The 26929-nt window shown below is 59.2% G+C and carries 22 protein-coding genes; 14 read left to right on the top strand and 8 right to left on the bottom strand.

Annotated elements, in window-relative coordinates; genetic code table 11:
• Positions 1-186 precede the first annotated feature (186 nt).
• Positions 187-4068, bottom strand: a complete 3882-nt coding sequence (locus ACO6TG_RS26840; protein ID WP_422376007.1) for a PA14 domain-containing protein — start codon at positions 4066-4068, stop codon at positions 187-189.
• 209 nt (positions 4069-4277) lie between these two features.
• Here ACO6TG_RS26840 and ACO6TG_RS26835 point away from each other — a divergent pair, with 209 nt between their 5' ends.
• From ACO6TG_RS26835 to ACO6TG_RS26825, 3 genes are all read left to right on the top strand, one after another.
• Positions 4278-5972 carry a type I secretion system permease/ATPase gene (locus ACO6TG_RS26835; protein WP_422376006.1) on the top strand — a complete coding sequence of 565 codons (1695 nt, stop codon included), beginning with the start codon at positions 4278-4280 and terminating at the stop codon, positions 5970-5972.
• The gene (locus ACO6TG_RS26830) at positions 5972-7381 is read left to right on the top strand and encodes an HlyD family type I secretion periplasmic adaptor subunit (protein WP_422376005.1); all 1410 of its coding nucleotides are present in this window, start codon (positions 5972-5974) and stop codon (positions 7379-7381) included. Before ACO6TG_RS26835 ends, ACO6TG_RS26830 begins: the two co-directional genes overlap by 1 nt.
• 193 nt (positions 7382-7574) lie before the next feature.
• Entirely contained in the window at positions 7575-8924 is a 1350-nt protein-coding gene (locus ACO6TG_RS26825; protein WP_422376004.1) for a sugar porter family MFS transporter, read from the top strand.
• Positions 8925-8933: 9 nt separating this feature from the next.
• Here ACO6TG_RS26825 and ACO6TG_RS26820 read toward each other — a convergent pair whose 3' ends face one another.
• Positions 8934-9869, bottom strand: coding sequence for an AraC family transcriptional regulator (locus ACO6TG_RS26820; RefSeq protein WP_422376003.1), 936 nt, complete (start codon positions 9867-9869; stop codon positions 8934-8936).
• A 154-nt stretch (positions 9870-10023) separates the two neighbouring features.
• Here ACO6TG_RS26820 and ACO6TG_RS26815 point away from each other — a divergent pair, with 154 nt between their 5' ends.
• A complete protein-coding gene (locus ACO6TG_RS26815) occupies positions 10024-10428 on the top strand; it encodes a DUF4345 domain-containing protein (RefSeq protein ID WP_422376002.1) in 405 nt (134 codons plus the stop codon).
• A 91-nt stretch (positions 10429-10519) separates the two neighbouring features.
• Here ACO6TG_RS26815 and ACO6TG_RS26810 read toward each other — a convergent pair whose 3' ends face one another.
• The 3 genes from ACO6TG_RS26810 to ACO6TG_RS26800 all read right to left on the bottom strand — a co-directional run bounded on the left by ACO6TG_RS26810 (position 10520) and on the right by ACO6TG_RS26800 (position 13628).
• Positions 10520-11626 (bottom strand): alkene reductase, encoded by a 1107-nt coding sequence (locus ACO6TG_RS26810; RefSeq protein WP_422376001.1) that lies wholly within the window; start codon positions 11624-11626, stop codon positions 10520-10522.
• Between the two features lie 111 nt (positions 11627-11737).
• Entirely contained in the window at positions 11738-12337 is a 600-nt protein-coding gene (locus ACO6TG_RS26805; RefSeq protein WP_422376000.1) for a TetR/AcrR family transcriptional regulator, read from the bottom strand.
• Between the two features lie 103 nt (positions 12338-12440).
• Positions 12441-13628, bottom strand: coding sequence for an ABC transporter substrate-binding protein (locus ACO6TG_RS26800; RefSeq protein WP_422375999.1), 1188 nt, complete (start codon positions 13626-13628; stop codon positions 12441-12443).
• 293 nt (positions 13629-13921) lie between these two features.
• On the opposite strand from ACO6TG_RS26800, the gene ACO6TG_RS26795 reads away from it, so the two are divergent.
• From ACO6TG_RS26795 to ACO6TG_RS26780, 4 genes are all read left to right on the top strand, one after another.
• Positions 13922-15082: an SH3 domain-containing protein gene (locus ACO6TG_RS26795; RefSeq protein ID WP_422375998.1), complete on the top strand. Its 1161-nt coding sequence runs from the start codon at positions 13922-13924 to the stop codon at positions 15080-15082.
• 138 nt (positions 15083-15220) lie between these two features.
• A complete protein-coding gene (locus ACO6TG_RS26790; protein ID WP_422375997.1) occupies positions 15221-15700 on the top strand; it encodes a hypothetical protein in 480 nt (159 codons plus the stop codon).
• A gap of 230 nt (positions 15701-15930) precedes the next feature.
• Positions 15931-17067: a lytic murein transglycosylase gene (locus tag ACO6TG_RS26785; RefSeq protein WP_422378958.1), complete on the top strand. Its 1137-nt coding sequence runs from the start codon at positions 15931-15933 to the stop codon at positions 17065-17067.
• A gap of 16 nt (positions 17068-17083) precedes the next feature.
• The gene (locus ACO6TG_RS26780) at positions 17084-17776 is read left to right on the top strand and encodes a CPBP family intramembrane glutamic endopeptidase (RefSeq protein ID WP_422375996.1); all 693 of its coding nucleotides are present in this window, start codon (positions 17084-17086) and stop codon (positions 17774-17776) included.
• A gap of 17 nt (positions 17777-17793) precedes the next feature.
• Here the strand turns inward: ACO6TG_RS26780 and ACO6TG_RS26775 are convergent, their stop codons facing one another.
• The 3 genes from ACO6TG_RS26775 to ACO6TG_RS26765 form a co-directional block, all read right to left on the bottom strand.
• Positions 17794-18765 carry a formylglycine-generating enzyme family protein gene (locus tag ACO6TG_RS26775; RefSeq protein WP_422375995.1) on the bottom strand — a complete coding sequence of 324 codons (972 nt, stop codon included), beginning with the start codon at positions 18763-18765 and terminating at the stop codon, positions 17794-17796.
• A 71-nt stretch (positions 18766-18836) separates the two neighbouring features.
• A complete protein-coding gene (locus ACO6TG_RS26770; protein ID WP_422375994.1) occupies positions 18837-19385 on the bottom strand; it encodes a cupin domain-containing protein in 549 nt (182 codons plus the stop codon).
• A 43-nt stretch (positions 19386-19428) separates the two neighbouring features.
• Entirely contained in the window at positions 19429-20133 is a 705-nt protein-coding gene (locus tag ACO6TG_RS26765; RefSeq protein WP_422375993.1) for a metal-dependent hydrolase, read from the bottom strand.
• Between the two features lie 235 nt (positions 20134-20368).
• Between ACO6TG_RS26765 and ACO6TG_RS26760 the strand changes: the two genes are divergently transcribed.
• From ACO6TG_RS26760 to ACO6TG_RS26735, 6 genes are all read left to right on the top strand, one after another.
• On the top strand, positions 20369-22771 hold the full coding sequence (locus ACO6TG_RS26760; RefSeq protein ID WP_422375992.1) for a putative bifunctional diguanylate cyclase/phosphodiesterase: 2403 nt from the start codon (positions 20369-20371) through the stop codon (positions 22769-22771).
• A gap of 67 nt (positions 22772-22838) precedes the next feature.
• The gene (gene ruvX / locus ACO6TG_RS26755; protein ID WP_422375991.1) at positions 22839-23321 is read left to right on the top strand and encodes a Holliday junction resolvase RuvX; all 483 of its coding nucleotides are present in this window, start codon (positions 22839-22841) and stop codon (positions 23319-23321) included.
• A gap of 109 nt (positions 23322-23430) precedes the next feature.
• Positions 23431-24258, top strand: a complete 828-nt coding sequence (locus ACO6TG_RS26750) for an NADAR family protein (RefSeq protein WP_422375990.1) — start codon at positions 23431-23433, stop codon at positions 24256-24258.
• A 106-nt stretch (positions 24259-24364) separates the two neighbouring features.
• Positions 24365-25291: an AEC family transporter gene (locus ACO6TG_RS26745; protein WP_422375989.1), complete on the top strand. Its 927-nt coding sequence runs from the start codon at positions 24365-24367 to the stop codon at positions 25289-25291.
• Between the two features lie 226 nt (positions 25292-25517).
• On the top strand, positions 25518-25778 hold the full coding sequence (locus ACO6TG_RS26740) for a hypothetical protein (RefSeq protein WP_422375988.1): 261 nt from the start codon (positions 25518-25520) through the stop codon (positions 25776-25778).
• Between the two features lie 194 nt (positions 25779-25972).
• Positions 25973-26929, top strand: a complete 957-nt coding sequence (locus ACO6TG_RS26735) for an aspartate carbamoyltransferase catalytic subunit (protein ID WP_422375987.1) — start codon at positions 25973-25975, stop codon at positions 26927-26929.

Below are 26929 nucleotides of genomic sequence, written 5' to 3'. Positions count from 1 at the left end.
TTCCGGAAGCCGGAGCATTTCGAGGGTTCGGGTCGAGAACAAGGAAATCGCCCACTCCTGCAACTGAAGTGCTGACGCGCTTTCCACATGGCGGCAGGAGTGATTTCATTCGCTCAAAAGAACAATGGACGCTGCAAACCAGCGCGGATTTGCAGCGTCCCATCTGTTGCGCGAACGAGAGGGTCCTTAAGCGACCAGGTCGGCGTCCGCAGGCTGGCCGTTGAAGACAATCTCGTCATTGTCGTAGGTGACGTCGAAATTGTCGGCGCTCCAGTCAACAACGACATCATCGCCCAGCCTAGCCGCTGCAAAGCCGGCTTCCTGGGCCTGATCGGTGGCCGGCACAACCCTGTCGGTTGGTAACAAGGCTATGTTGTCCAGGTAAGCGCCATCGAAGTTGTTCTGGGACGCAATCTCGCGGAACGCCAGCCTGTCGTCGCCGCCGGTGCCCACAACTTCGAAATTGAAACTCTCGCCGCTCGAGGGAGAAACGAGCGCGACGACCTCATCGTTCCAAAGCACCTCGAAATCGGACGTCCCGTCAACGGCCCTGACGACATCGAAATTCAGATCATAAACACGGCCTTCCGAAGTCCGGACATCCTGATAGATCATGTCGGCAACCCCACGGGCATCCAGGTCCAGCGCCTGGGTTCCATCATAGGTGACCTGTTCAAGGTAGTTTTCGCTCGCATTCTGCCATCCAGGCACTTCGCCATTGGCGTAACCTTGCCAGTAGGTGCCGGACGTCATCGGAAGCGCTTCGAGATCACCGTTGACGATCAGGTCGGTTTCGACCCCGGTGCCGGTGACCTCGAAGGTCTGACGGGCAAAGCCCGGTCCGGACCAGTCCAATTCCATCGTCGCTAGGCCACCTTTCTCGAAGTAAAGCGCCTGGAAATCATGCGTCCCGGCGTCCAGGTAAAGGTCCACGGAGATCTCTCTGGCCGCATGCAGCCCGTCATTGTCGATAACGGTCAGACCGTCGATCGACAGGTTCGAGCCGTCATCGGAGTTGAGATAGAAGGTATAGACACCTGCCTCGGCAACCACGAAGTCGCCGGTGTAGCGTGCAGCGAAATAGTCGGACCTGCCGCCTTCATAAAAAGCGCCGTCCGTGGATTCCTCGATGCTTTTCATCGTTTCCGTGTGAACCGGTGAGGTCCCTGAGAAATCGATGTCGGAGAGCCGGTTGGCATCAGCGTCGAAGTATTCTGCCGTGATCTGCCCCAGGACGGGCGGCAGCGGCGTCACCATTGCCGGCCCCGTGGCATCGAAGGTTTGACGGGAAAAGCCCGGCCCGGACCAATCCAGCTCCATGGTTGCATGGCCGGCCTTCTCGAAATAGAGCGCCTGAAGCTCATGTGTCCCGGCCTCCAGATAGAGGTCAACAGAGACTTCTCTCGCCGCATGCAAACCGTCGTTCTTTATGACGACCATGCCATCGATCGACAGATTGGAGCCGTCGTCGGAGTTCAGATAGAAGGTATAAACGCCCGCCTCGGCAACCTCGAAACCACCGGAATACCGTGCGGCAAAATAGTCGGACCTGCCGCCTTCATAGAAGGCGCCGTCGGTGGATTCATCGATGCTTGTCATCGTTTCCGTATGGACGGCAGCCGACGCCGAGAAATCGATGTCGAAAAGCCTGTTGGCGTCCGCATTGAAGTATTCGGCCGTGATCTGTCCAGTAGCCGGTGGATTCGGGTTCGGCGTGACCGAAGTCGGTCCCGTGACATCGAAGATTTGACGGGAAAACCCGGGTCCGGACCAGTCGAGCTCCATCGTCGCAAGGCCTGCCTTTTCGAAATAGAGCGCCTGGAAATCGTGTGTGCCGGCGTCCAGATAGAGGTCCACGGAGACCTCCCTGGCCGCATGCAGGCCGTCATTGTCGATAACGGTCAGACCGTCGATCGAGAGGTTGGAGCCGTCGTCGGAGTTGAGATAAAAGGTGTAGACCCCTGCCTCGACAACCTTGAAGCTGCCGGTATACCGAGCAGCAAAATAGTCGCTTCTGCCGCCCTCGTAGAAGGCTCCATCGGTCGTTTCCTCGATGCTTGTCATTGTTTCGGTATGAACCGGCGACGCCCCTGCAAAATCGATGTCTGACAGCCTGTTGGCGTCAACATTGAAGTATTCCGCCGTAATCTGTTCCTTGATCTCACCGCCGTCCGGGTCAACGACAAGCGCAACGTTGTCGAGCAGCCCTCCAACGGTGTCGGTGTCGGCTTGTCTCGCCCGGAAGCCAACGGTGTTTTCCCCTGCAAGACCCACGACGGTAAAATCGTACTGCCTTGAAACATCATCCTGCGGCGTGATGGTCGCGATCACTTCGCCGTTCCACAACACTTCCAGTTCGGAAGATGCAACATGTCCGGGGCGACCGCTGTAGTCGAACGACAGCTGGTAGGATTTGCCAGCTTCGAGGGTCACGGACTGTGAGATCACGCCGAGCGCGTCATCGACTTCGATGAAGGTGTTTCCGTCCGTAGCGGCGACGCCATTGTATCCATCGCGCCAGAGTTCGATCCCTTGCTTGGTGAATTCCCAGCCATGGACATAGGTTCGCGTTTCCCAGGTCTCGACAACTCCGGCGACCTCGAAGCTGCCATTGTCGAGCAGATTGTCCGGATTGAGATTGCCACCGGTATCGAACACCGGATTGACATTGATCATCGGCGCGACCGAAGGAACGCCTTCGCTGTTCCAGGCAAACAACATCCAGGCACCAGCTAACACACCATCGGCCAGCTCAGGCATGGTGACCTGAAGCGTATTGCCTTCCCCCATGGTGAACTCGAGTTCGACCATACGGGTCCCCATGTTGAGCGCATGAGTGGCCGCACCGTTCTGCACCAGGGTAAGACGCTGAATATCCGAAGCGGTATCGACCGTGATGGTGAATGTTTCCCCCGGGTCCACGTCTTCCGGGGCATCGGTGACCAGCGGCCTGTCAGCCAGATTACCGTTGTCGTCATAAAGGTAGGGAGGACGGTACACTTGGCCGTCGAGATAATTGTTCTCAGCCATTCCAGCCGAGCCCCCGCCGAGCGACAAAAGGGTGCCGTCATTCAGAAGGACCGATGCGGAATGGTAGAGGCGAGGATTGTCCTCATCAACCGTATAGGTCAGTGAGTTGTCGTCCGGGTTCCAGATCACAGCCGTATGATCTGCGCCCGCTTCCCTGTTGCCATTGCTGGTCCCGCCATTGATCAGCACGGTCCCGTCCGCAAGGGTGGTCATGTTGGACCAGTTTCGTTCCTGGGACAGTGTCCCGACGCGGGTGAAATTCGGCTGATCCCCGTTGATGTCCATCGACCAGAGGCCGGTCTGGGCATCCTGGACAAGTACCTTGCCAGCTTCGTACATCACCGCTGGTGCATCCCAGGCAATGCTGAACGGCACGGAACCGATTTGGGTCAGGGACCCGTTTCCGTCCACGTTGAGCTTCATGACCTCAACTTCGGAATCGGTCCCGCGCCCCGTGGCCATGTAAACGATGTCGCCTTCGTCATTGACGAACGCTCGCGGATACGAGGAGCTTCTTCCGATCTCGCCGTCAACGGCGCCCGTCAGCGTCGTCCATCCTTCTCCATAGGTATAGATTTCCGGAGTGGAAACGCCTCTGCCGTTTATGTCCGAGCCCCCCAACATGACCATTCTGCCGTCCGGAAGGCTGACCATGGTCGGATACCAGCGTTGAAAGGCCATGTCCCCGTCAGGAGCCGGGTAGAGTTCTCCGGTGTCCATGTCCAGGATGTTCACGTCGGCGACACCCGTATTGACCGAACCCAAGGGTCTGGCGTCACCGCCGGCAATCAGGATCTTGTTCGTGCCGGGAATGATCATCGCCGCTGAGCAGAAGATGTCCGTCGGAGTGGTGTTTTCAAGTGTCTGATGCTGCCCGGTCCTGGGATCGTAAATATCGTAGATGAATTGCCCGCCCTGCATGCCTCGATCGTCTGTCCCGAAGGTGAGCACACGACCGTCGTCCATCACGATCGCATGCAAACCGATGAGCGGCCATTGCTGCAGGTCGGTCCAAGCACCATTGATATTGGCATCCATAAAACGTTCTCCCACGACGGTCCCAAATCGAAACACCTCTCTCAAGGTTCTGTGTCGTTTTGGGATGCATGTATTTCGAGTTGCTTTTGCTGAGCAGCGTTAGCAACTGGCGTGCCAGTTCTGCCTTCCGACAACCTTAGGGAAGCTCGGTGCTATACGGTTTTTTATGAAATCATCCGGATAATCCCCAATGAATGAGGGATGATTTCATGCAGCTCACCCACCTCAACAGGTCGCTGATCATTTTTTCCGTACTGTCCAATTTCCTGATGCTTGCAGCTCCGCTGCACATGATGCAGGTCTACAACCGTGTCCTGGTCTCCGGCAGCCAAAGCACGCTGTTTTACATCACCCTGATTGCAATCGCTGCATTTGCGTTGTTCGGGGCGTGTGAAACGATCCGCTCCCGAATTGCGCAACGCCAGTCCGCCAGATATGTCGTGGAACGGGCCGAGGCGCTTTTTTCTGCGTGTTCCGACACGCCAGACAAGACCAGAACCAACGAAATACTCAGGCACTTCAATACGACCAAACAGTTTTTGGCGAGCAAGTCCCATATCGGACTTTACGACCTGCCGTTTGCGCCTTTGTTTCTGCTGCTGCTGTTCGCCGTTCATTATCAGATCGGGTTGCTCACCCTGGTCGGCGCCGGAATTCTCGTGGCACTGGCCCTCACCAACAAGTCGCTCAGCGAGGAGGAGCAGAGCAGGTCCTCCGAAGCAAACTCGAACGCGATCAGCTTTGCCTCAACGATCTTGTCCAGAGGCGAAGACATCAAGGCCATGGGGCTGATGCCCACGCTTGTCGAGCGCTGGGGCGGCATGACCCAAAAGGCACTGAACGCGCAGGAGAACGCGACACGGACGACCGCGCGCATTCACGGCGTCAGCCGAGCGACCCGCCAGATCCTGCAGATCCTCATCATGGCCTGGGGCGCTTTCCTCGTGCTGGGAGGCGACTTGTCCGGTGGCCTGATCTTTGCCGCCTCGATGATTTCCGGCCGCGCCTTGCAGCCCATCGAACAGGTGATTGGCGGATGGGAAAGCATTGTTCGCGCCGGCAAGGCCTCACTGGAAGTGGAAGACTTTCTCGAACACCACGGCCAGCCCGTTCTGCCCATTCAGCAACCGGAGCCAACCGGGCGGCTGAGCGTTGAAAACGTCTCGGTAAGTGTTGGGGAAGCCAAGCTTCTCGATGACCTGTCCTTCACCCTGCAACCTGGTGAGTTTCTTGGTGTGGTGGGCCCATCCGGCGCCGGCAAATCGACCCTTGCGCGTGTTCTGGCCGGGGCCATCCATCCGACCGCAGGCCGTGTCATGCTGGATGGATGCGACAGGCGCAACTGGCCGGAGAACCAGTGGGGGCAATATGTGGGGTATGTGGGTCAGGATCTGCAGCTGTTTCCGGTCACCATAGCTGAAAATATCGCCAGGATGGCAATCGAACCCGATGAAACCCGCGTCGTCGAAGCCGCTCAGGCGACCGGTGTTCATGAGCTCATCAACAGTTTTCCGGACGGCTACATGAGCCAGATTTCCGGCTCCGGCATTCGGCTGTCCGGCGGACAGGTTCAGCGGATCGCCCTCGCACGTGCAATCTACACGAAACCTGCCCTGCTTATCCTGGATGAAGCCAACGCCCATCTCGACCTGGCCGGAGAGGAGCGCCTGGTTTCAATTCTACAGACCCTCAAGACCCAGGGTGTCACGATTGTCTCGATCAGCCAGCGGGGACATCTGAACCAGCTCGCCGACAAGGTCATCTCCCTGAAGGAGGGACGTTGCACCGCCATGCACCTCAATCGCCCGACTGACCTTCAGTCGCAGGCATCACGAGGACTTAGGCGGGACGCAAAAGCTGCCACCCTGCCGGCACAATCGCTTGCCAAGGCCGCAGGTACGTAATGCAGCTCACATTTCCGTTGCTTGAGACCCCGCTTTTCAAAGACAGAAACCCCGGCCATCGCGACACGGCAGACGGCGGCACCTGGCAAAAGCGCGTCAGGACCGACGAGACAGATATCGTAAGGTATGGATATCGCCTGGTCGGCGGTACGCTCTGCGTTTTTCTTGTCTGGAGTGTCGTTTTCCCGATCAGCTCGGCGGTTGTTGCCCCCGGGACACTTATTTCCAATGGCCGCAACCAGGTCCTACAGCACCCTGCCGGCGGGGTTGTTGAGGAAATCACCGCATCCAACGGCTCGTTCCTCAAGAAGGGCGATGTCATCTTGCGCATCGACACCACGCCAGCAAAGTCCGAACTCGCAAAACATGAATCCCGGCGGGCCCTGCTGGTCGCTCAAAAGCTGCGCTACACCAAGATGCGCGACGTCGAGACCAGTGCGAACAACATTGGGAGTTTTGCGCTGCGCGGCGTCAGCACGCCATTGCAAGAAGACGGGCCCCAGGTTCTTGTCGACAATGGCCCGGAGATTCTGACAGAACAGATGGCGGCGTTCGATGCTGAGTTCCGCCAGCTCGAAAGTGAGATCTCGGCGCTGAAAAACCGCGAAGCTGGGTTGAGGGACGAAGTTCTCAGTCTGGAGAACCAGAAATCGGTCAAGTCGCAGAAAGTCAGCCTGCTCGAGGAGGAAATCGAGCGGACTGCCCCTCTTGTCAAGCAGGGATACATTTCACGCACGCGGCACAACGACAGGAAAGCTTCCCTCTTTGAGGAAAAAAGCCGAGTTCTGGAAGTGGAAGCGCGCGTGTCCACGCTGAAAGCCCAAATCGCAGAAACCAGGGATCGACTGAGCACGCTCATATCCGAACGGCGTGCCGAAAACGCCGAAGAACTGTCCTCTGTCCTGGCCGAACTTGCGGCTGTCAACGAACAGATCAATGTCGCGGAGGCGGCGCTGAACCAGACAACCATTCGTTCTCCCGTCGACGGCACCCTGGTGGATCTTGCGACAAACACCGTCGGAGGCGTCATCGAACCCGGCGAGCCGATCGGCGAAGTCGTTCCTTCCGAAGGCGGGATCATCGTCGAGGCCCGGGTAAACCCGACGAATATCGGCGATGTCAAACCGGGGCAGACGACGAAAATCGTCATCTCTGCGCTGCAACATGTTCACCCCGATCCTCTCGCGGGAGTGGTGACCTATGTCGCGGCGGATTCACGGACGGACGAGCTGACCGGTCAACCTTATGTTGAAGTACATGTCGAACTCGATACCGTCGAGGACACACCCATTCCAATTCGGCCGGGCATGTTGTCGGAAGTCTATGTCAACACCGGCAGCCGCAGTCTGTTTGCCTATCTCGTGCAGCCACTGACCGAAAGCTTTTCATCGGCCTTCCGGGAAAGATAGGCCCTCTTTTCTGTCGCTATCTTGGCAGCTGCCATTCCGGTCACCGGCGATTGTTGCCGAACGCCGCCTGCACCTGTGTCTCTGGTCAATCAGCCCTTGCATTGGGGTGCTGCAGGCGCGATGGTCTTGCAACCGCCCGCTTCAACAGGACCGGTATGCAAGACAGGGTTCAGGCGTATCTGGGAGGATTGCCTTGCTTATTCTTTTGGCCGTTTTGGCGGCAATGTTCGGATTTCTGTTTGGTACGGATCAAGGGGTCATTTCCGGCGCCCTGCCCTTCCTGAAGAAGGATTTCGTATTTTCCGTTCAAAGCGAAGGCTTCATGACCGGGGCGGTGCCGTTCGGGGCAATCTTCGGCGCCATCGCCGCGCTGCTCTATGTCGACCGTTTCGGCCGGCGCCCGATGCTGATCTTCAGTTCGCTCTTGTTCGCGGCCGGTTCTCTGGCCGCGGCCCTTGCCTTCAGCGTCTGGTCATTGACTGCCGCCAGGCTGATCATCGGCATGGCCATTGGCGTCTCGTCGCTGGTGGCGCCGATGTATCTGGCTGAAATCGCTCCGGCGCGGGTACGTGGCGCCGTTGTCTCGGCGTTTCAGCTGATGATCACGGTCGGTATTCTCGCGGCCTTTCTTATCGACTGGGCGTTTTCGTTTTCCGGTGCCTGGCGCATGATGCTGGGCTTCAGCCTCGTGCCCGCCTGCCTGTGTCTTGCGGGCATCCTGAAAGCGCCGGAAAGCCCACGCTGGCTGGTTCTGGCCGGTCGAAAAGACGAAGCAGGCAAGGTGCTGACATCCGTCCAGCCGGAGCTGGCGCAGGAGGACATCGGCAAGATCGTTCAGGAGATCGAGGACAGCCGGCCCTCGGATCCGAAAAGCGAAAGCTGGAGCAACTTCAAGGACCCGCGTCTGCGCGGTCTTCTGATCTTCTCGGTCGCTGCCTTTTTCCTGCAGCAGTTCAGCGGCATCAACGTGATCCTGTCCTATGCCCCGCAGATCCTGGAACGTGCGGGGCTCAGCGGCCTGGCCAACGAACTGATCGCGACAGCCGGTATTGGCGCGCTGAACGTGGCCGTCACCGTTCTGTCCATGATCGTTGTCGACCGGCTCGGCCGCCGCCCCCTGTTCATCTTCGGCTTCGCGGGCGCCTTTGTCAGCCTGGCGCTCATCGCCATCCTGTTCGAGGTGAACGATCCGAGCCTTGCCTTCGTCACCCTGGCCGGACTTTTCGCCTTTGTCTTTTTCTTTGCCATCAGCCTTGGCCCGCTGCCCTGGCTCTATATGGCCGAACTCTTTCCGCTCGCCCTGCGCGGCAAGGGCATGGCGGTTGCGTCCCTGTCCAACTGGGTCTGCAATTTTCTGGTCGTTTTTCTGTTTCCGGCGCTTGCCGCCGGACTGGGAGAAGGCATGACCTTTGGCCTCTTTGCCCTTTGCTGCGCCTTTGGCCTCTGGTTTTCCTGGTCGTTCGCGCCCGAGACACGCGGCATTGCGCTTGAAGAAATCGATCAGACCATTGCCGATGAAGCTCCGGCCCGGACACCGGCCTGACGTTCTCCGTCAGGCTTTTCTTGCAGCGCCCGGTGTGCGGCCCAGAACTCTCTTGAAGGCTCTTGAGAAGGCGGCGTCCGAGTCATACCCCATGTCCGCCGCGATTTCGGCCAGACTGCGATCACTCTCCTTCAGCGCCCGATGCGCAAGTTGCATGCGCCAGCGTGTTGCGTATTGAAGAACGGCTTCTCCGGTCATCTGCCTGAAACGCGCCGCAAAGGCGGAGCGCGACATGCCGGCCTGCTGCGCCAGCGTCTCGATCGTCCAGGCTTCTTGCGGCGCTCGATGAAAGGCCTGCAAGGCCCGTCCGATCTTCCTGTCCCGCAAGGCGGCCAGCCAGCCTGTTTCGGGAACGTCGCCATTTTCCAGCCAGGAGCGAATTGCCTGAACGACAAGAATGTCGGTCAAGCGGGTCAGAACGGTCTCCCCGCCCGGTTTCGGGTGGCGCGCTTCCTCGGCAAGATAATTCAGCGTGCTCTGGACCCAGGATCCGGAGGCCGCTTCGAACCCATCAAGGAAAATCGCTTCCGGCAGAAGCCCGGTCAGATGACTTGCCGCGGCATGATCCACGCGCAGCACACCGCAGGTCATGCGCGTGACGTCACCGCCTCCGCCGAACACCATGGTCTCGAATTGCGGCGTGTGGCGTGTCGCAGGGATATCGAACAAGGGCGTCAGAGCACTCTCTTCGGAGCTCTTCAGGTCGACCGGTTGTCCATGTGTCAGCAGCACCATCTGTCCGGGACGCAGGCAGAATTGTGTTCCGCTTTTCAGCTGCAGGAGGCAGGACCCTTCCGTGACAGCCACGAGCACAAGCTGGTCACCCAGATCCGGCACTGCAATACCCCAGGGCGCGGTGAGCTCCGGCACGCAATAAAAGGTTCCTGTCAGGCGAAGGAGATGCAGAACGTCTGCCAGCGGGTCCGGCTCCAATGACGGCTCCATGTCGGGCATTGCTGTGTGTTGGCTCGAGCGTGACACAGATAGTTCCCACCGTTGTTTCTTGGACGATCTGCAAGTATTTCTGCACTTCGCATCATGGATCATCCTGACACCCTGGGCAATATTCCGGACATCCCAAACTTCACGGAGAAACCAGATGTCCCGCGTTGCCCCGAAAGTCGCCCTTGCCCTGTCCGCGCTTACCTTTGTTTCGATCGGCGGGCTGATCGTTTTTGCCCCGGCCTTCCTCTTCGGCCTGAACCAGGTTCAGCTCGACCCGTCCGCAGCCCTGATGAGCGAGATCCGCGCGCCAGGCGCGCTTATTCTGCTGGCAGCCGGGATTGCCATTGCCGGTCTCCTTCGCGAAACGATGGAACGTCCCGCCCTGCTTGTCTCGGCCGGCCTGCTTCTCGCCTACGGGGTGGGCCGCCTGATCAGCCTGCCGCTTGATGGCTTGCCGCCGGTTTCCCTGGTCATTGCCATGGCGGTGGAATTTGGCCTTGGCAGCTGGTGCGCGTTGCTGGCCGCCCCTGCAAGGCCGGCCTCTCTTCGCGCCACCTGACAAAAAGAAAGCCGGTGCGGGCTTTCGCCACGCACCGGCTGTCCTTCAAGCTGCCCAGGAGGGGGTGGATGTCAGGCAGCCTGAAACAGAATCACTCGGCTGCCACCGAGGCTTCCGACAAGGTCGGATAGTCCGTGTAGCCTTTCTCGCCGCCGCCATAGAGCGTCTCGGGATCCAGCGCATTGAGCGGTGCGTCCTGAACAAGGCGTGTGACCAGGTCCGGATTGGAAATGAACGGACGTCCGAACGCCACCAGATCGATGGCACCGCTCTCGACCGCCTCGATGGCGGATGCCCGATCGTAGCCATTGTTGCCCATGCGTGCGCCGTCAAAGAGCGCATACAGCGCCGCCAGGTCACCGCCTTGTGGGATGTCGCGCGGTCCGCCCGTCTGACCTTCCACCAGATGGAGATAGGCCAGGCCATAGCCGTTGATCAGTTTGATGGCGTGCGAGAAAGTTGCCTGCGGATTGCCGTCGGCAATGTCGTTGGCGTTGGAGAACGGGCTGAGGCGAATACCGACCCGGTCACCGCCCCACACTCCGACAACAGCGTCCAGAACCTCTTTCAGGAAACGCGCACGATTTTCCACCGGGCCGCCATAGGCGTCATCCCGCTTGTTGGAGCCGTCCCTGAGAAACTGGTCGATCAGGTAGCCGTTTGCAGCGTGGATTTCGACACCGTCAAATCCTGCGCGCCTGGCATTTTCAGCTGCCTTTCGATAATCCTCGACGATGCCGGGAATTTCGTCGATGTCGAGTGCCCTCGGTGCCGGCGTGTCGACAAATTGCTCTCCGTCAAAGGTTTTCGACTGGGCCGCGATTGCAGACGGCGCGACCGGATCGGCATTGCCGGGCTGCAGCACCGGGTGCGAAATGCGGCCGACATGCCACAGCTGGATGACGATCTTGCCCCCCTTGGCGTGAACGGCATCGGTGACCTTCTTCCAGCCTTCGACCTGAGCGTCCGAATGGATCCCCGGCGTCCAGGCATAGCCCTTGCCCTGCGGGGAAACCTGGGAGGCCTCGGTGATGATGAGCCCGGCATCCGCGCGCTGCTCGTAATAGGTCGCGGTGAGATCCACCGGAGCATCGTCCTCGGCCCGCGCCCGGTTCCGGGTCAGGGGCGCCATGACGATCCGGTTCTTGAGCTCAAGAGCACCGGCCTTGGCGGGGGAGAAGAGTTTGAGATCCGACATGGTCGTCTTCCTTCTTGTTGGGGTGTGCACGCAGCACTTTTTGGAATGATCAGTCCATAATTAGGCATGCGCCGGACTATGGAGGGGTAGAGGTCATGGCTGTTGTTCTCCCTAGTCCGGGAGAACAGATCTGGCTTGCTGGAGGGTTCTTTCAATCCGCTCTGCCGGAATGCCGGCCTTGCGAAGCGCAAGTGTTCCGATGGCCAGCGAGGAAAAGGCACTTGCCCTGTCCCTGGCAGCTTCCGGATTTTCTGGGTTCAGGGCGGCTGCAAACATGTCTTCTATGGCTTCCAGGTGACGGCGACCGATGTCCGCGACCTGATCATCATGGGGGGCAAGTTCGGTGATGCAGTTGATCAGCAAACACCCCCTGGACCCGCCTTCCGGGTTAGCCAGGGCCTGTAACATGGCGTCGACGATATCGCCCTCAGCGGTCTCTGCGACCTCTTTCAGGGACCGGAGCCCGCGTCTGGAATAGTGATCGACGGCGCGCAGAAACAGCGTCTGCTTGCTGCCGAAGGCGGCGTAGAAACTGGACCGGCTGAGCCCCATGGCCTTGGTCAGGTCATCAAGGGAGGTCGCTTCAAAGCCCTTCTGCCAGAAGACCTGCATCGCGGCGTCCAGCGCGGCGGCTTCATCGAAGTTGCGCGGTCGACCCGGTCCGGCATGGCGCTTTTCGGCGCTGGCAATTTGGCTGTCTGTCTCGCTCATGTTTCCTGATATGGACTCTGTGGTCCAGAATACAAGAGCCGTGACACGGTTTTTGGACTGACCGTTTCAAAAAGCTGGAAAGCCGGTGTACCCGCAAGCAGTATTACATCCGGCAGGACCCGGAATAGGCATCGCCGACATCATCGAAAACGCGCGCAATTGCCTCCATTTCATAGAGGCGGCTGGTGCGGCGCACGCCTTCGACGAGATAGAAGTCCTGGATCGGAAACTGGTTCGAATTGAAGCGGAAATCACCGCGTACACTTTCAAACGGCGCTGCACTGATGGCCGACAGCATTGCTTCCTGTTCCTTGATGCCACCGGTCAGCTCAAGAGCAAAGTGGATCAGCTTGGCAGCGTCGTAGCCCTGGGCGGCATAGACAGACGGTGCATATTTGAAGGTCCGGCCAAATTCGCGCACGAAACGCTTGTTGGCCGGATTGTCGAGATTGGGCGCCCAGTGAGCTGCCGAGAACAGCCCTTCGGCCATCTCCGAGGTATGGGGCAGCGTCAGTGCATTGACCGTGTTGGCCGACAGGAAGGGAACGATGCCCTTAAGGCCGGACGTGTGGAACTGTTTGACCAGTTCGACCCCCATGCCGCCCGGCATGAAGACATAAACCGCATCCGGCTCGATCTCATCGACCTGGGTGAATTCTTCGGTAAAGTCTGTCTGGCCGAGTTTCGGAAACAATTCGCGCGCAATCTGCCCCTTGAAATGCCGACGGAACGCGGCGACCGCATCACGTGCCGCCTCGTAGTCGGGTGCGATCGTCACGACCTGCTGATAGCCTTTCAGGCTGGCATAGCGGCCCATGGTTTCATGCACCTGGTCGTCCTGAAACGCGGTTGAAAAGAAATACCGGCTGCAGTTCCTGCCGGCGATCGGGGCCGGTCCGGAGTGGGTGCCGATGAAGAGCGTCCTGGACCGCACGATCGGATCATGGACGGCAAGCATGACTTTGGAGAAATTCACGCCAACGATGATATCGACGCCATTTTGCTCGATCAGCTTTGTCGCCTGTTCCAATGCGAGGTTGGGGTCCAGCTTGTCATCGACTTCAAGAACATTGGTCGGCAACCCTCCCAGCGCTCCGTTGGACTGTTGCACCGCCAGCATGAAACCATCGCGCATGTGTTTGCCATAAATGGCCGCCGGACCGGAGAACGTTCCCATCAGCCCGATCTTCAGCTCCTGCACCTCCTGCCCCACGGCAGCTTGAACTGTCACTGAAAGCCCTATCGCCAGTGCGGCCGCTTGAGTGACGAAATGCGAAAGCCAGCGTTTCATGATCCGTTGCCTGTTTGCTTTTGAGTTGGGCGCGCTAAGGCCAGTCCCCCTGCCCCGCGCCCCTCAATAAGGAGGTGCAGCTTTTCACCAGTGTGGCCAAGACTGGTTAGGCTTTTGCAAACAGAGCGCGCTTTTGCCCTCAAAAACACACCCCTGTCACAATTGACGAAAAATACCTCAGAGACGCCGCAATCCGGCCCGTGTGGCGACGCATTAACAAAGGTTAATGCCACGCTGTCCCCAAAGGCAAACGCACCCCGCGTGCCTGACCCCGCAAAACTCAGGAGGGCCAAATGTATTTTGTATCCGTGCCAGCCGCCGCTTGCGACGACCAGCCAGGCAGTCCCCCGGACAATGCATCCAAAAACACGTCCAAAACCGATCTCCGACTTGTCGAAACGCCAGCCCCGTTCGCCGCCGGTCCTTTAGCAACCACCGAAACCGACCCGAGCGCGCTGGCGGCCCGCATTCTGCAATTGCACGCCACGTCCGAGACGTTTGAAAGAAGGAACCGCCGACCACCGAAACTTGTTGGCGACAGTGAAGAGACGGCCTTCGACATCCCTGGTGTCCTCAAGCGAGACGACACGTCTTCGGAAAACGTCAAGCTTGCACCGTCCCCAGTACCGCAGCCCGATACCTTTGAAGTGAGCGTTTCGGCCCGTTCCGGACCGAGCTTCAAGGCCTTGCTTGCCAGCACTGTTCTGGCGGTTTCAGCCGTTGGATCGGCGGTTTTCCTTCTGATACCCACCTCGCCTGCCCCTGTTGCGGACAGCCGCAACGTCGAGACGCAAGTGATTGCCACCGAACCGACCATTGAAAGTCTCATTGATGCCGACCGCTCCGCAATTGCTGTTGACAAGCCAACCCAATCGGATGCGCCGAGCCAGGCCGAGATTACGCGCGCCAAGAACCGGATCCGGGATGCCTTTGCTGCAAGCGGCACGGTCTCCGATACGACGGCAACACTTGCCAGCTCGCAACAGCGCAATCAGGTCGCGGACATTGGCAAGGAACAGTCGCGGCTCAGGACGTCCGGGCCCGACCAGCAGGGCACAGTCTCGCCTCACGTGCCATCTTCCCTTCCCCGTCTCGCCAGTACCGATGCAAGCACCATCGCTCTTCCGGCATATGCTGTGGCTGCACAAAACGATGTCCCGGCAATCGCCGAACCGCCCAAGTTTGAAACCGGCACGCTTCCAGCTGCCGAGACGCTGACGGAGCCCGTGACTTCGCCGCAGACTGACACCCAGATCGAGGGTTATCCCAACACCGGCACGATCCAGGCCTCCGTCAATCTGCGTCAGAGCGACGACAAGGACGGTGTCATCCTGACCACGATCCCGGCCGGCACGGAGGTCAGATATGACAGTTGCGGCACCTGGTGGTGCGGTGTGTCCTATGAAGGCCAGACGGGATTTGTCGGGCAGAAGTTTCTGCAAAGAGCACAATAGCTCGGAACAATTTGGTGCAGCGGGGTAGCGCCTTGTTAAGCGCGCCCCGCTATCCTGTTGAAAGAAAACGTGGCTGCCGGTAGTTGCCGCAGCCCGTTCCTCAGTCTTGCTGTTCAGACTTCCGGCAGGAGAGCACTCATGATTGGCCGTCGCACCACCCGTATTCTCGCCGTCGCCCTTGCAACGCTGTGGCCCGCAGGCTCGACCGCCTGGGCGGACGGAACGGATTGCGTCATTTACGCCACCGACTATGCCAACGCCCATATGGGCAGTGGAGACCCGGTCGGGGATGCTGTATCCGGCGGCATGGCGGGGGCCGTTGCCGGCGGTGCGTGGCGCGGGCCTTCAGGTGCGGTTCGCGGCGCCCGGGCCGGAGGGGCGCTCGGCGTGCTGGACAATCTCGGCTCCATGCCCGGCGGCTGGCAGGCGCTCTATGACATGGCCTACCAGATGTGTCAGCAGCAGACCTCCGGCGTTAATGCAGCCCCTTATTATGGCTCCCCCGGCCTGTCGGCTCCCGGCACCAATTGCAGATCCTCGGCCAGCGTCAATGCACCGTTCAAACGTTCACCCGATGGCGGCATCATGGCCGGCTCCGGCATGGGCAGCTGCCAGTAACCTCTCAAGCCATTGTCAGGCAGTGTTCGCAGCCTGCTTAACCGCCGTGGACGAGCCGTCTTTCATGCATGTCAGCGGTTGACCTTGCTGGCGAAGCACAGTCAACTATGGCCGATTTTTCGAAGGCTCAGGCTTGTCCTCAGGCCGTGGCTCCTTAACCGCAGGACTATTTCATGATCCGCCGTGCTCGCTTCACCCGCTCCATCGCCTCCGCCATTGCCGGCATCCTGATGACCACCGCTCCTGTGCTGGCCCAGCAATGCGGTGGGGATTTTCGTCAGTTTCTGGCGGGGGTGAAGCAGGAAGCGATTTCCAAGGGCCTGTCGGCGCAGGCGGCAGACCGGACGCTGGCCGGCGCGCAGATCGACCGCAAGGTGCTTTCGCGTGACCGGGCGCAAGGCGTCTTCAAGATGACCTTCCTGGATTTTTCCAAACGGGTGATCTCCGGCTACCGCATGAAAAACGGCGCGGCCAACATGAAGAAATACGCCAGCGTCTTTCAGCGCGAGGAAGCTGAATACGGCGTTCCGGCTCCGGTCATCACCGCCTTCTGGGCCCTGGAGACCGATTTTGGTGCTGTCCAGGGCGATTTCAACACGGTCAACGCCCTTGCCACGCTTGCCCATGACTGCCGCCGTCCGGAACTGTTCCGGCCGCAGCTGATTGCCGCCATCGAGATGGTACAGCACGGCGATCTCGATCCGCAGCACACCACGGGTGCCTGGGCAGGTGAAATCGGCATGGTCCAGATGCTGCCAGAGGACATCATCAAGTTCGGCAAGGATGGCAATGGCGACGGTCATGTGAAGCTCAAGGAAAGCGCGGAAGATGCGATCATGACGGCGGGCGCCTTCATCCAGCATCTCGGGTGGCAGCGCGGCCAACCCTGGCTGCAGGAAGTCACCGTGCCGCAGAACCTCAACTGGGCCGAAACGGGACTAGGCAAGACCAAGAGCGGCAGCCAGTGGGCAGCGCTCGGCGTGCAGCCGCGCTGGGGGCAGATCTCCTCCAACCTGCCGGCGTCGCTGCTGCTACCGCAGGGCCGCAAGGGCCCGGCCTTTCTCGCCTATCCGAACTACAACATCTACCTGGAATGGAACCAGTCCTTCATCTACACGACGACGGCCGCCTATTTTGCGACCCGTCTGGCGGGGGCTCCGCGCTACAATGCCGGCAACCCGGATCCTGGCCTGAACGACGCCCAGATGAAGCAGCTTCAGACCAAACTGCGCGATATGGGCTATGACGTCGGCAAGATCGACGGCATTCTGGGCGCTGGAACGCGTGCGGCCGTTCAGGACGTGCAGCAGCGCCTTGGCATGCCGGCGGATGCCTGGCCGACCCCGGCTTTGCTGAACCGGCTCTGATGGTGGAACCGGACGCGTGGCGCTCCGGTTTTCACCGCGCAGCACGGCCGACCGTTGGCTGCTTGCAGCCGAACTTGCCGTTCTGATCGTCGGACCCGTCCTTTTGATGGGCCTGTCGATCCAGTTGCTGCGCTTTTCGACCGTCTTTCTGGTCGCGGGCTATTGTTTCTGGCGCCTCAGCACCAACGGTGTTCGCGCGCAGTATCTCCGTTTCAACTGGCCGGGATGCCGGGCGGCCCTTCCCGGCATCATGCTGCGCTGGCTTGTTGGATCAGCTGTGATTGCCGCGATTGTTCTGGTGCTTAACCCGGAGCGGCTTTTTTGCATTCCCCGCGCTGATCCGCTTCTCATGGCCACAATCGTCGCCTTTTACGGACTTGTTTCCGTGCTGCCTCAAGAAGTTGCCTTTCGTGGCTATGCAGCCTGGAGATTCGACACCTATGGCGCAGGTTTCATGCCTGCCCTGCTGGTTTCGTCGCTGGTCTTCGGCTGGGTTCACATTCTGTTTGGCGCCTGGTTGTCGGTGGTCCTGACCGCCGTCGCCGGCCTGTCCTTTTACAGGACCTACAGAAAATACGACTCGCTTGCTGCGGTCTGGCTGGAGCACAGCCTGCTTGGCATTTCGATATTTGCCCTCGGGCTCGACCAACTGTTTTATCTCGGCCCGACAACGCCCGCCATCGCGGCAATCTGCGGCGCACCGGGCTGACAACACGCGGCCTCGACCTAGTCGATATCCCTTACGATCCGGAAGCCGATATGGTTGGAACCGATGCTGCGTTCGGCCCGCTGCCGCGCGGACGGCCGGTAACGCAGGCAATAGGACGGCGCACAAAGCCAGGACCCGCCCTTGACGACATTCATCGGGCCAACGGCGTCATGTGCAAACTGCGCCGCGAGCTCGACCGGCGGGCCTTTTGGATCTGTCAGAGCCTTGCCGGGATGACCCGGAACCCACCAGTCGGATACATGCTCCCAGACATTGCCTGCCATGTCATAAAGGCCATACCCATTGGCGGCGAAGGACCCGACCGGCGCGGTGCCCTGGTGGCCGTCCTCGGCGGTGTCGACGGCAGGAAACACGCCTTGCCAGGTATTGGCCTTCCAGCCTTCGGCAGGATCGTGGTCGATGTCTCCCCACGTGTAATTCGCCTTTTCCAGGCCGCCGAGGGCCGCATATTCCCACTCGGCTTCGGTCGGCAAGCGACCACCGGCCCATTTTGCATAGGCAGCGGCGTCTTCCGGAGATACCTGCACTACCGGATGATTTCCCAGACCATTGATCGAACTGCCGGGCCCTTCCGGATGTCGCCAGTCAGCCCCTGGAACATAACGCCACCAATGCCGGAAGTCGTTCAGATCCACCTGCTCCTTCGGTTGCGCGAAGACCATGGAGCCGGCTTTCAGAAGGTCATCGGGGAAGCCTGGATACTTCTTCGGGTCCAGGTCCTTCTCCGCAGTGGTGACATACCCGGTTGCCTCGACAAAAGCGGCGAACTCGGCGTTTGTGACCTCGGTTGTCTTGATCAGGAACGAGCTGACCGTGACCTTGTGCCGGTACCGTTCCTCCTTGTAGTGGTTCTCCGAACCCATGGTGAAGGTGCCGCCTTCCACACGGGTAAAATCCCCGTTGGCGTTTGCAACAGAGACGCCCGGAAGAATTGCGGCTGTTACCAAAACACACTTGAGCCAGTTCAAGCCACCAAACTCCCTAGACCGCTCCAATAGAGGTATTAACCGCCGCGCCTGGAAACCACGGCGCCACCAGATCACTCCACCTTGGCTTTGTCCGCGCCGGGAGCTTCTTCTTCTACCACGGCCTCTTCCCCGTCCCCCAGGAGAAACACGGCCAGGATCTTTGCCGGCCCGTCACCGGTGTTTGCCCCACGGTGGGTGACATTCATGGCTTCCAGGATGCCGTCGCCCTTGCGATAGACCTTCTTGCCGATTTCCTCGTAGGTCACGGTGATTTCACCTTCCAGAACATAGGCAAACAGCGGCGCATGGTGCTGGTGCCACGCCGTGACCTCGCCTGGTTCCATGGTGATCTCGATGGCTCGGACGGAAGGATTATCCTGCGGAAAGGCGACTTTCTCGCCCGCAATCGTTGTATTGCCGGCAAACACCTCGCGGGTCTTTTGGTAAGCGGTCTTCGCCGCGGCTTCCGCCTGCTCTGCCGCTTTTGATCCCGGCTTGGCATTGGGCTGCGAAGGCGCCGGTTTGCCATCCGGCGTGATGTACTTGTCGGCCGCCAGTGCCGGAGCGCCCGCGATCAGGGCGGCCAGGCAGAAAACTGCGGTCAATCTGGTCAGAGACATGCTTTGGTTCCGTCGTTCCAACTCGGTTTATAGGTTTCCCGGCTCAGACCTGAAAGCTGCCACCTGGGGCAAGCTGCTCGACCTTGCCGGCGTCTTCTCCCAGAGCGCTGATGAAGGAATCAGCCGTCTGGTCTATGATCGGGAAAGAGCCATAGTGGCACGGCACGATTGTGTCGAAGTTAAAGAATTTCCGGCAGGCCATCGCCGCAACCTTGCCGCCCATCGTGAAACGATCTCCGATCGGCACGATCCCGATCATCGGACGATAGATCTCGTTGATCAGGGCCATGTCGGAAAAAATGTCGGTATCACCCATGTGATAAAGCACTTTCTGTCCCGGCACCTCGATGATCACACCGTGCGGATTGCCAAGATAGATCGCTTCTCCCTCACCCTGTTTGGACGACGAATGCACTGCGTTGGTGAGCGCGAGTTTGAAGGGACCGGTATCGACCATGCCGCCGGTGTTCATGGGATTGATGTTTTCGATGCCCTGCCGCGTCGCCCACATGCAGATCTCGAAATTCGAGATCAGCTGTGCACCGGTCTTTTGCAAGATTTCAACGGAATCGCCAATGTGATCGTCGTGACCATGGGTCAACACCACATGGGTCACTCCTTCGGCAACTTCTTCTGCAGACAGCTCTTCCGGAAAAGACGGATTTCCCGTCAGGAACGGATCGACCAGGATCAATGCACCATCGATCTCGATCTTGAAGGCCGAGTGGCCGTACCATGTCAGTTTCATGTGACTGTCTCACCCCTGTCGGTATTTGCAGACCCTACCAATCGACTCTCGGCGCACGCCATTGCCAGCTTTACCGATGTTAAGTTACAGCCGTTTTTGCTACGGTTGCATTCAGAAAATACTGAACCAAAAAGATAATCGATCAAGTTTTTTTGAGACAACGAACAGAAGATGAAACGATCGTTGGGCAGGTCGAGGCTTCTGTATCCGAGTTGGCTGGGCATAGGATACCGATATGAAGATCCGCAGTTATCTGGTCTTCTGTTTTCTCGTGGCGGCCCTTCTGCCAACGTTGATTTTCAGCGTCTGGTCGTATCGCGATGCCGTCTCGCGGGAAATCGAGGAAGTCGAAGACAGGCACCTGCTGCTGGCCCGCAAGGCTGCCGCCACGCTTGAGCGATATCACCAGGACCTCGTGACCTCCTTTGAAACAGTGCACACGCAGCTGGCCCAGGGAGAAAACCCCGAAGATCTTGCCGGGCTTCTTTACCGTCTCAACATGTGCTGCGTGCAACTGACGGACAAGATCGCAGGACGCGTTGACCACAGTCTCGACCCGTCGGACATTGGCAAACGCATTCCTCCTGAAACCCTTGCCCGGCTGCAGTCGATCGCTCGAACAGACGCTGCGGTGTTTTCAGGCATCACGGCGCTTCCCGACGGAAAAAACGGGTTTCTCGTCGTGCGTGAGCTGGATCGACACTACGCGTTCGGCCTTGTCTCGTCGGAGTTTTTCATCGACCTGGGCAGGAGCATCGTCTTCGGGGAAAAAGGCCACGCTGCCATCGTCGACCGGACGGGAGCCGTCATTGCCCACCCCCGCGCCGACTGGATCTCAGAGCGCAAGGTCATTGCGAAAGTCACGCCGGTTGCGCGCATGATGAAGGGGGAAACCGGCATAGAGACCTTTTACTCGCCCGCTGCGGATGAGGACATGATCGCCGGCTTTACCACGGTCGCAGGCCCCGGTTGGGGCGTCATGGTTCCACAGCCGGTCGCAGAAATTTACGACAAGGTCGCGCAGAACCAGTCGTCCCTGTTTCTGATCGTCACATCGGCCCTGCTTGCTACCGTATTGCTTGGGCTGATCCTGGCGCGGTCACTGTCCTTTCCGCTTGAGGAACTGGCCCGGTCCATGCGCGCCAGCGCCAGAAACCGCAGACTGTCAAAGGTAGATCCAGAAAACGGCCCTATCCGCTTCAAGGAAATCGTCGATTTCTGCAACAGTTACAACCGGATGGTCACGCGCATGACCAAGGCCGGTGAACAGATCCAAAAACTCGCCTACAGCGACCATGTCACGGGCCTGCCCAACCGTGATCATCTGCAAACCGTCGCCGAACCGATCCTGACAAATGCCACGTCAAAGGAAAATGGCGGCATCGTCGTGTTGATCGATCTGGACAATTTCAAGGAAATCAATGATCTGCATGGCCATCATGCCGGAGACCTGCATTTGATGGCCTGCGCCCGCGTTTTGAGTGAAGTCGCAGACAAGCTGCATAAAAGCGCTGATCTCAGTCATTTGGGTGCGAACGCCGCGCCTCTGGTGGCGCGGATCGGCGGTGACGAATTCATCATGCTGGTTCAAGGGCTCACCTCTGAACCGGACATTCAGGCCTTCTTGAACGACGTTCAGCTGGCTGTCTCCGAACCAAGTCCCGAACTCAGCGTCACGCCAAGCGCCAGCATCGGCTGCGCCCGCTTTCCGCTTGACGGTACCGATCTGGAAGACCTGACAAAACGCGCCGACATTGCCATGTACCATGCCAAACGTGCGGGCAAGAACCGGGTACAGCTCTATACGCCAGACATCGGCACGCAATCGGCTGCCGAAACCCGTCGCGATCTCATCGAAGCCATCAAGAAAAATCAGCTCTATCTGGAGTATCAGCCGAAGATCTGCACCAGGCGGCGCGTGGTCATCAGCGTAGAGGCACTGGTGCGCTGGAACCACCCCGAGTTCGGCTGCCTGTTACCGGATCACTGGTTACCGCTCTTGAACGGTTCGCACGCGATGACCCGGCTCGGAGAGTGGGTCATTCAACAGGCGATGACGGATCATGCCACCCTGTCCGCGCATGGAAACGATCTCTGGGTCGCGGTCAATATCGGTTCGAACCACTTCATCGCCTCCGGTTTTGTCGAAACACTCGAGGCCATCCGCGCTGACTTGGGGTTCCACAGCCGCCATCTGGAAATCGAAGTCACCGAGGATGCGCTGTTCACCTCCGAGCACCGTGCCTTCTCGACCTTCGCGAGCCTGAAGGACCTTGGCTACAAGGTCTCCATTGACGACTTTGGGTCCGGCTATTCCAACATCACCCGGCTCGCGCGCCTGCCGGTGGATTTCCTCAAGATAGACCATTCCCTGATCGCAGGTGCCAGCAAGGATCCAAGGATCCGCACGATCCTGGCCTCCACGATCGACATGGCCGGGAAACTCGACTGTTTCACGGTTGCTGAAGGCATCGAAACCCAGAACCAGGCAGATTTTGCAACTCATCTGGGGGCCGATTGTCTTCAAGGCGAGTTCTTCACCAAAAGCCTGCCTGTCAATGAGCTGATCGACTGGCTGGACGTGCAAAAGGGTCCGGCGGGGCATCTCTATTTGCGACCGGAATCACGAGCGGTCTAGACGACCGGCGAACAGCCGAAGACGGTTCGCGCTGGATCATCCGTATCGAGCCTGATAAAGGCAGCGCATGGCAAACGATCCCGGACTCCCCATCGAAGATTTCATGGCCACCGTGCCGCAAAACACCCGTCTGATCGGTCTAGACCTGGGTACAAAGACCATCGGTCTGGCCCTGTCTGATCTCGGACGCGGCATTGCTTCGCCCATGGAGACCATCCGGCGCAAGAAATTCACGCTGGATGCGGAGCGGCTTCTGCAAATCTGCGCCGAACAGGGCGTGGGCGGATTCGTTCTCGGTCTGCCACTCAACATGGACGGCAGCGAGGGGCCACGCGCGCAGGCAACCCGCGCCTTTGCCCGCAATCTTTCCCAGAAAACCGACCTGCCAATCACCTATTGGGACGAACGTCTGTCGACCGCCGCTGTGACGCGCACCCTGCTGGAAGCCGATTCCAGCCGCGCCAAGCGCGCCGAAGCTGTCGACAAGATGGCGGCCGCCTTCATTTTACAAGGTTTTCTGGACAGGCTCGGCTTCATGGGCCGCGACTGAGACAGCAATCCCCAGGCCGTCTTAACAACGTCAATTGCAAACGCTATAGGTCAGGGTTTCCATCGCACGAGATATTGAAGTGCGAGGCCCAATTCTACAGAGACGAGACATGCCTGATTTCATCCAGCTGCATTACGACAAGAAGAACCAGACCTTTCCGCTTTTCCTGAAGACCGAGACCATCGCGGTCATCAAGGGAACAGCCCGGGGCGCCGAGATCCTGCTTGATCTGGAAGACGAGACCGTCAGCTATTCGGTTCTGGAGAGCGCCAGCGAGATTGCCCGAAAGATGGGTCTGACGGACGGCGAAGCAAACATTGAGAGCAAGCAAGATGTAGCTGCCACTGCGGATCTGCCGCTTGATCTGGCGTCCCTGCAGGAAAGATGCCGCGCTGGTGAAACATTCTCCTTTCAACCCTTTTTCGGTCACACGGTGACCGCCGGAAAGAAACCCGGCAAGCAGGTGTTCAGCCAGTTCTACGAAACAGAGTTCACCGTCAACGGCACGACATACCGCTGGGCCGAGCAGTTCATGATGGCCGGAAAGGCGCGGCTCTTTGATGACACGGACATTCTTGAGCAAATCCTGAAAGCCGAAACGCCGAAGGACTGCAAGGCCCTGGGGCGCAAGGTCAGTCCGTTTTCAGAAGAAGAATGGGCCAAACTTAGATTTGACCTTGTCACCTGCGGCAACGTCGCAAAATTCGGTCAGTCCAAGGAGCTGCGCGCAATCCTCGAAGCAACAGGGGATGCCGTGCTTGTTGAAGCCGCGCCGAGGGACAGGGTCTGGGGAATTGGCATGGGCGCCTCGAATCCTGATGTGAACGACCCGACCAAGTGGCGAGGCGCGAACCTCCTCGGCTTTGCGCTGATGCGCACGCGTGCCATATTGCGGGGGGACCTGTCAGCGCCGGATATCGGTGCTTTTGGGGGGTGATCCCCCCTTTCCGTCCACCGGTTTCCGTCGTAAAAGGCAGCATCCCTTCCCGGACGCCTGATCTGCTTCCAGACGTTTGGTTTCCATCAAACGCGAAAGTCCGTTCATGCTGACGACCCTGTCCGCCCTCGTACCGGTGATCCTTGTCATCGCCTCCGGTTACCTGATTGCCCGCACCGGCCTGATCACCGGCGAACAATGGCGGGGCGTGGAGCAACTGGCCTTTTACGCATTGTTCCCCGCCGTTCTGTTTCGCACGATCGCACTGGCGGATTTCTCCAGTTTTCCGACCCTCAACATGGGCGGCGGTCTGCTGGCTTCCATTTCGGTGATGGCGCTCGTCCTGCTGGCGGCCAGAACCACAATCGAGAAGATCTGGGGCATCGGCCCGACCCGTTACACCTCGATCTTTCAAGGCACATTGCGCTGGAATGCCATGATCGCTCTGGCGATCGCCGACAATGTTGCCGGCGACACGGGACTGGCAATGCTCGCCGTTGCCATGGTGTTCCTGATCCCGGTTCTGAATATCGCCAGTATCCTGGTGCTGTCGCGCTATGCCAGCGGCACTGCGCCGAGCAGCACCAAGATCGCGCGAGATCTCTACACCAACCCCTTTATCCTTTCGATCGCCGCGGGTGTTGTCTGGAATGTAAGCGGTCTCGCCCTGCCCGCGATGATCGACGATACGCTGGAGATCTTTTCCAGGGCAGCTCTGCCCATCGGCATCATCTGCGTCGGAGCGGGACTGGATCTGAGTTCACTGCGCCGCCCGGGCCCGGCCCTGACCATGGGAACGTTTCTTCGTCCCGTCTTCATGCCGTTGCTGGCTTTCGGCTTCGGCAGCCTTTTTGGCGTCACCGGCCCCGCCCTCGCGGTGATGATCATCGCAAGCGCCGTGCCCTGCGCCAGCAACTCCTATCTGCTGGCCCGGCAGATGGGCGGCGACGCCAAGCTGATGGCCGAAATCATCACCTTGCAGACGCTGGCGGCCACAGTAACGATTCCGCTCGCGCTTTTGGTTTTCACCTGAGATCGTGCGTTCCACAAGTCTTTGGCAGGAGCTGGTTACCCGACGCAGCAGTTTAAGCCCTTTGCCGAGACCCGCCCGGAGACGCAGAACGCCTGTCTTGCGTCCAGCTCGTGGCAGATAGTGTCAGCAATTTCAGAGACATAAGCGATTGTCAGTTGTCGAAGGACCGTTACCGGCGAAACAATAATGCCGTTTTCAGTCACTGAATTTCTGACAAGGACCAAATATGAAAAAGACACTGCTTGCCTTTGCACTGATGCTCGGCTTCACCGTTCCAGCGCTGGCCGATGCCTGCACCATCGAGAGCGTCCAGCAGAAGGCACTCGACGTTGCAACGGAACTTCAGTCCTTTGCCCAGAAGGACCCGACCCGTTTCCAGGAGATCACCCAGGAGATGCAGACGGAAGCTGCCAAGCTGCAGACCACCGGCAATGTCCAGGACCTTTGCGACTATTACGACAAGGTGCTGGCGGAGATCCGCGCCTGATCCTTTCCGGGAAGGGTTGCGGGACCTTCCTGTGCGGCGCCTCTCGGGGCGCCGCTTTCGTTTGACAGAGCGTTGACGAAGCTCAGTCATTTTTTGTCCAGTTGCTCAAATATTTAGCCCAGGTGTGGACTGCGGGCATGACGCCATTTCGCGTCTTGTGAAACGATCCGATTCCCCCTATAGGAATGGTCTCGATGACCGCGACAGACCCCCATCGAGACAGCCCCTATCCCCATCGACATTTGCTGGGCATTGAGGGCCTTCACCCCCACGAAATTCTGGGCCTTTTGGACCGGGCCGAAGAGGCCGTCGAAGTTTCGCGCCAGGTGCACAAGCGCAAGCATGTGCTGGCCGGCCGGACCCAGATCAATCTCTTCTTTGAAAATTCCACCCGCACCCAAAGCTCCTTCGAGCTGGCCGGAAAGCGGCTCGGGGCGGATGTCATGAACATGGCCGTGTCCCAGTCCTCCGTCAAAAAGGGCGAGACCCTGATTGACACGGCGGCGACACTGAATGCGATGCACCCCGACCTCCTTGTGGTGCGCCATCACGCTGCCGGCGCAGTTCATCTGCTCGCGCGGAAAGTCAGCTGCTCGGTGGTCAATGCCGGTGACGGGCCGCATGAACACCCGACACAGGCCCTGCTCGATGCGCTGACCATCCGGCGCCACAAGGGCAAGATCGCCCGCCTGACGGTCGCGATCTGCGGCGACATTGCACATTCTCGCGTTGCCCGCTCAAACATCATCCTGCTCAACGCGCTAGGCGCACGTGTCCGGGTCATTGCGCCCTCAACGCTGCTGCCCTCGGGCATTGGCCAGATGGGCGCCGAGGTTTTCAACGACATGCGCGAGGGGCTGAAGGGCGCAGACATTGTCATGATGCTGCGGCTTCAGCGCGAACGCATGAACGGCGCCTTCGTGCCCTCGGTGCGCGAGTATTACCGCTATTTCGGCCTCGACGCGGAGAAGCTCTCATACGCCAAGGACGACGCACTGGTCATGCACCCGGGGCCCATGAACCGCGGGGTCGAGATCGACGCATCGATTGCGGATGGCGCCCAAAGCCTGATCCGCGAACAGGTGGAAATGGGGGTTGCCGTCCGCATGGCGGTTCTCGAAGCACTTGCCGCAAACCTGCCGAACAACTGA

The organism is Roseibium sp., assembly GCF_965233565.1.
Taxonomy (GTDB): Bacteria; Pseudomonadota; Alphaproteobacteria; order Rhizobiales; family Stappiaceae; genus Roseibium.
The sequence above is the reverse complement of the archived record's forward strand: the minus strand, read 5'-3'. Positions and strand labels throughout refer to the sequence as shown.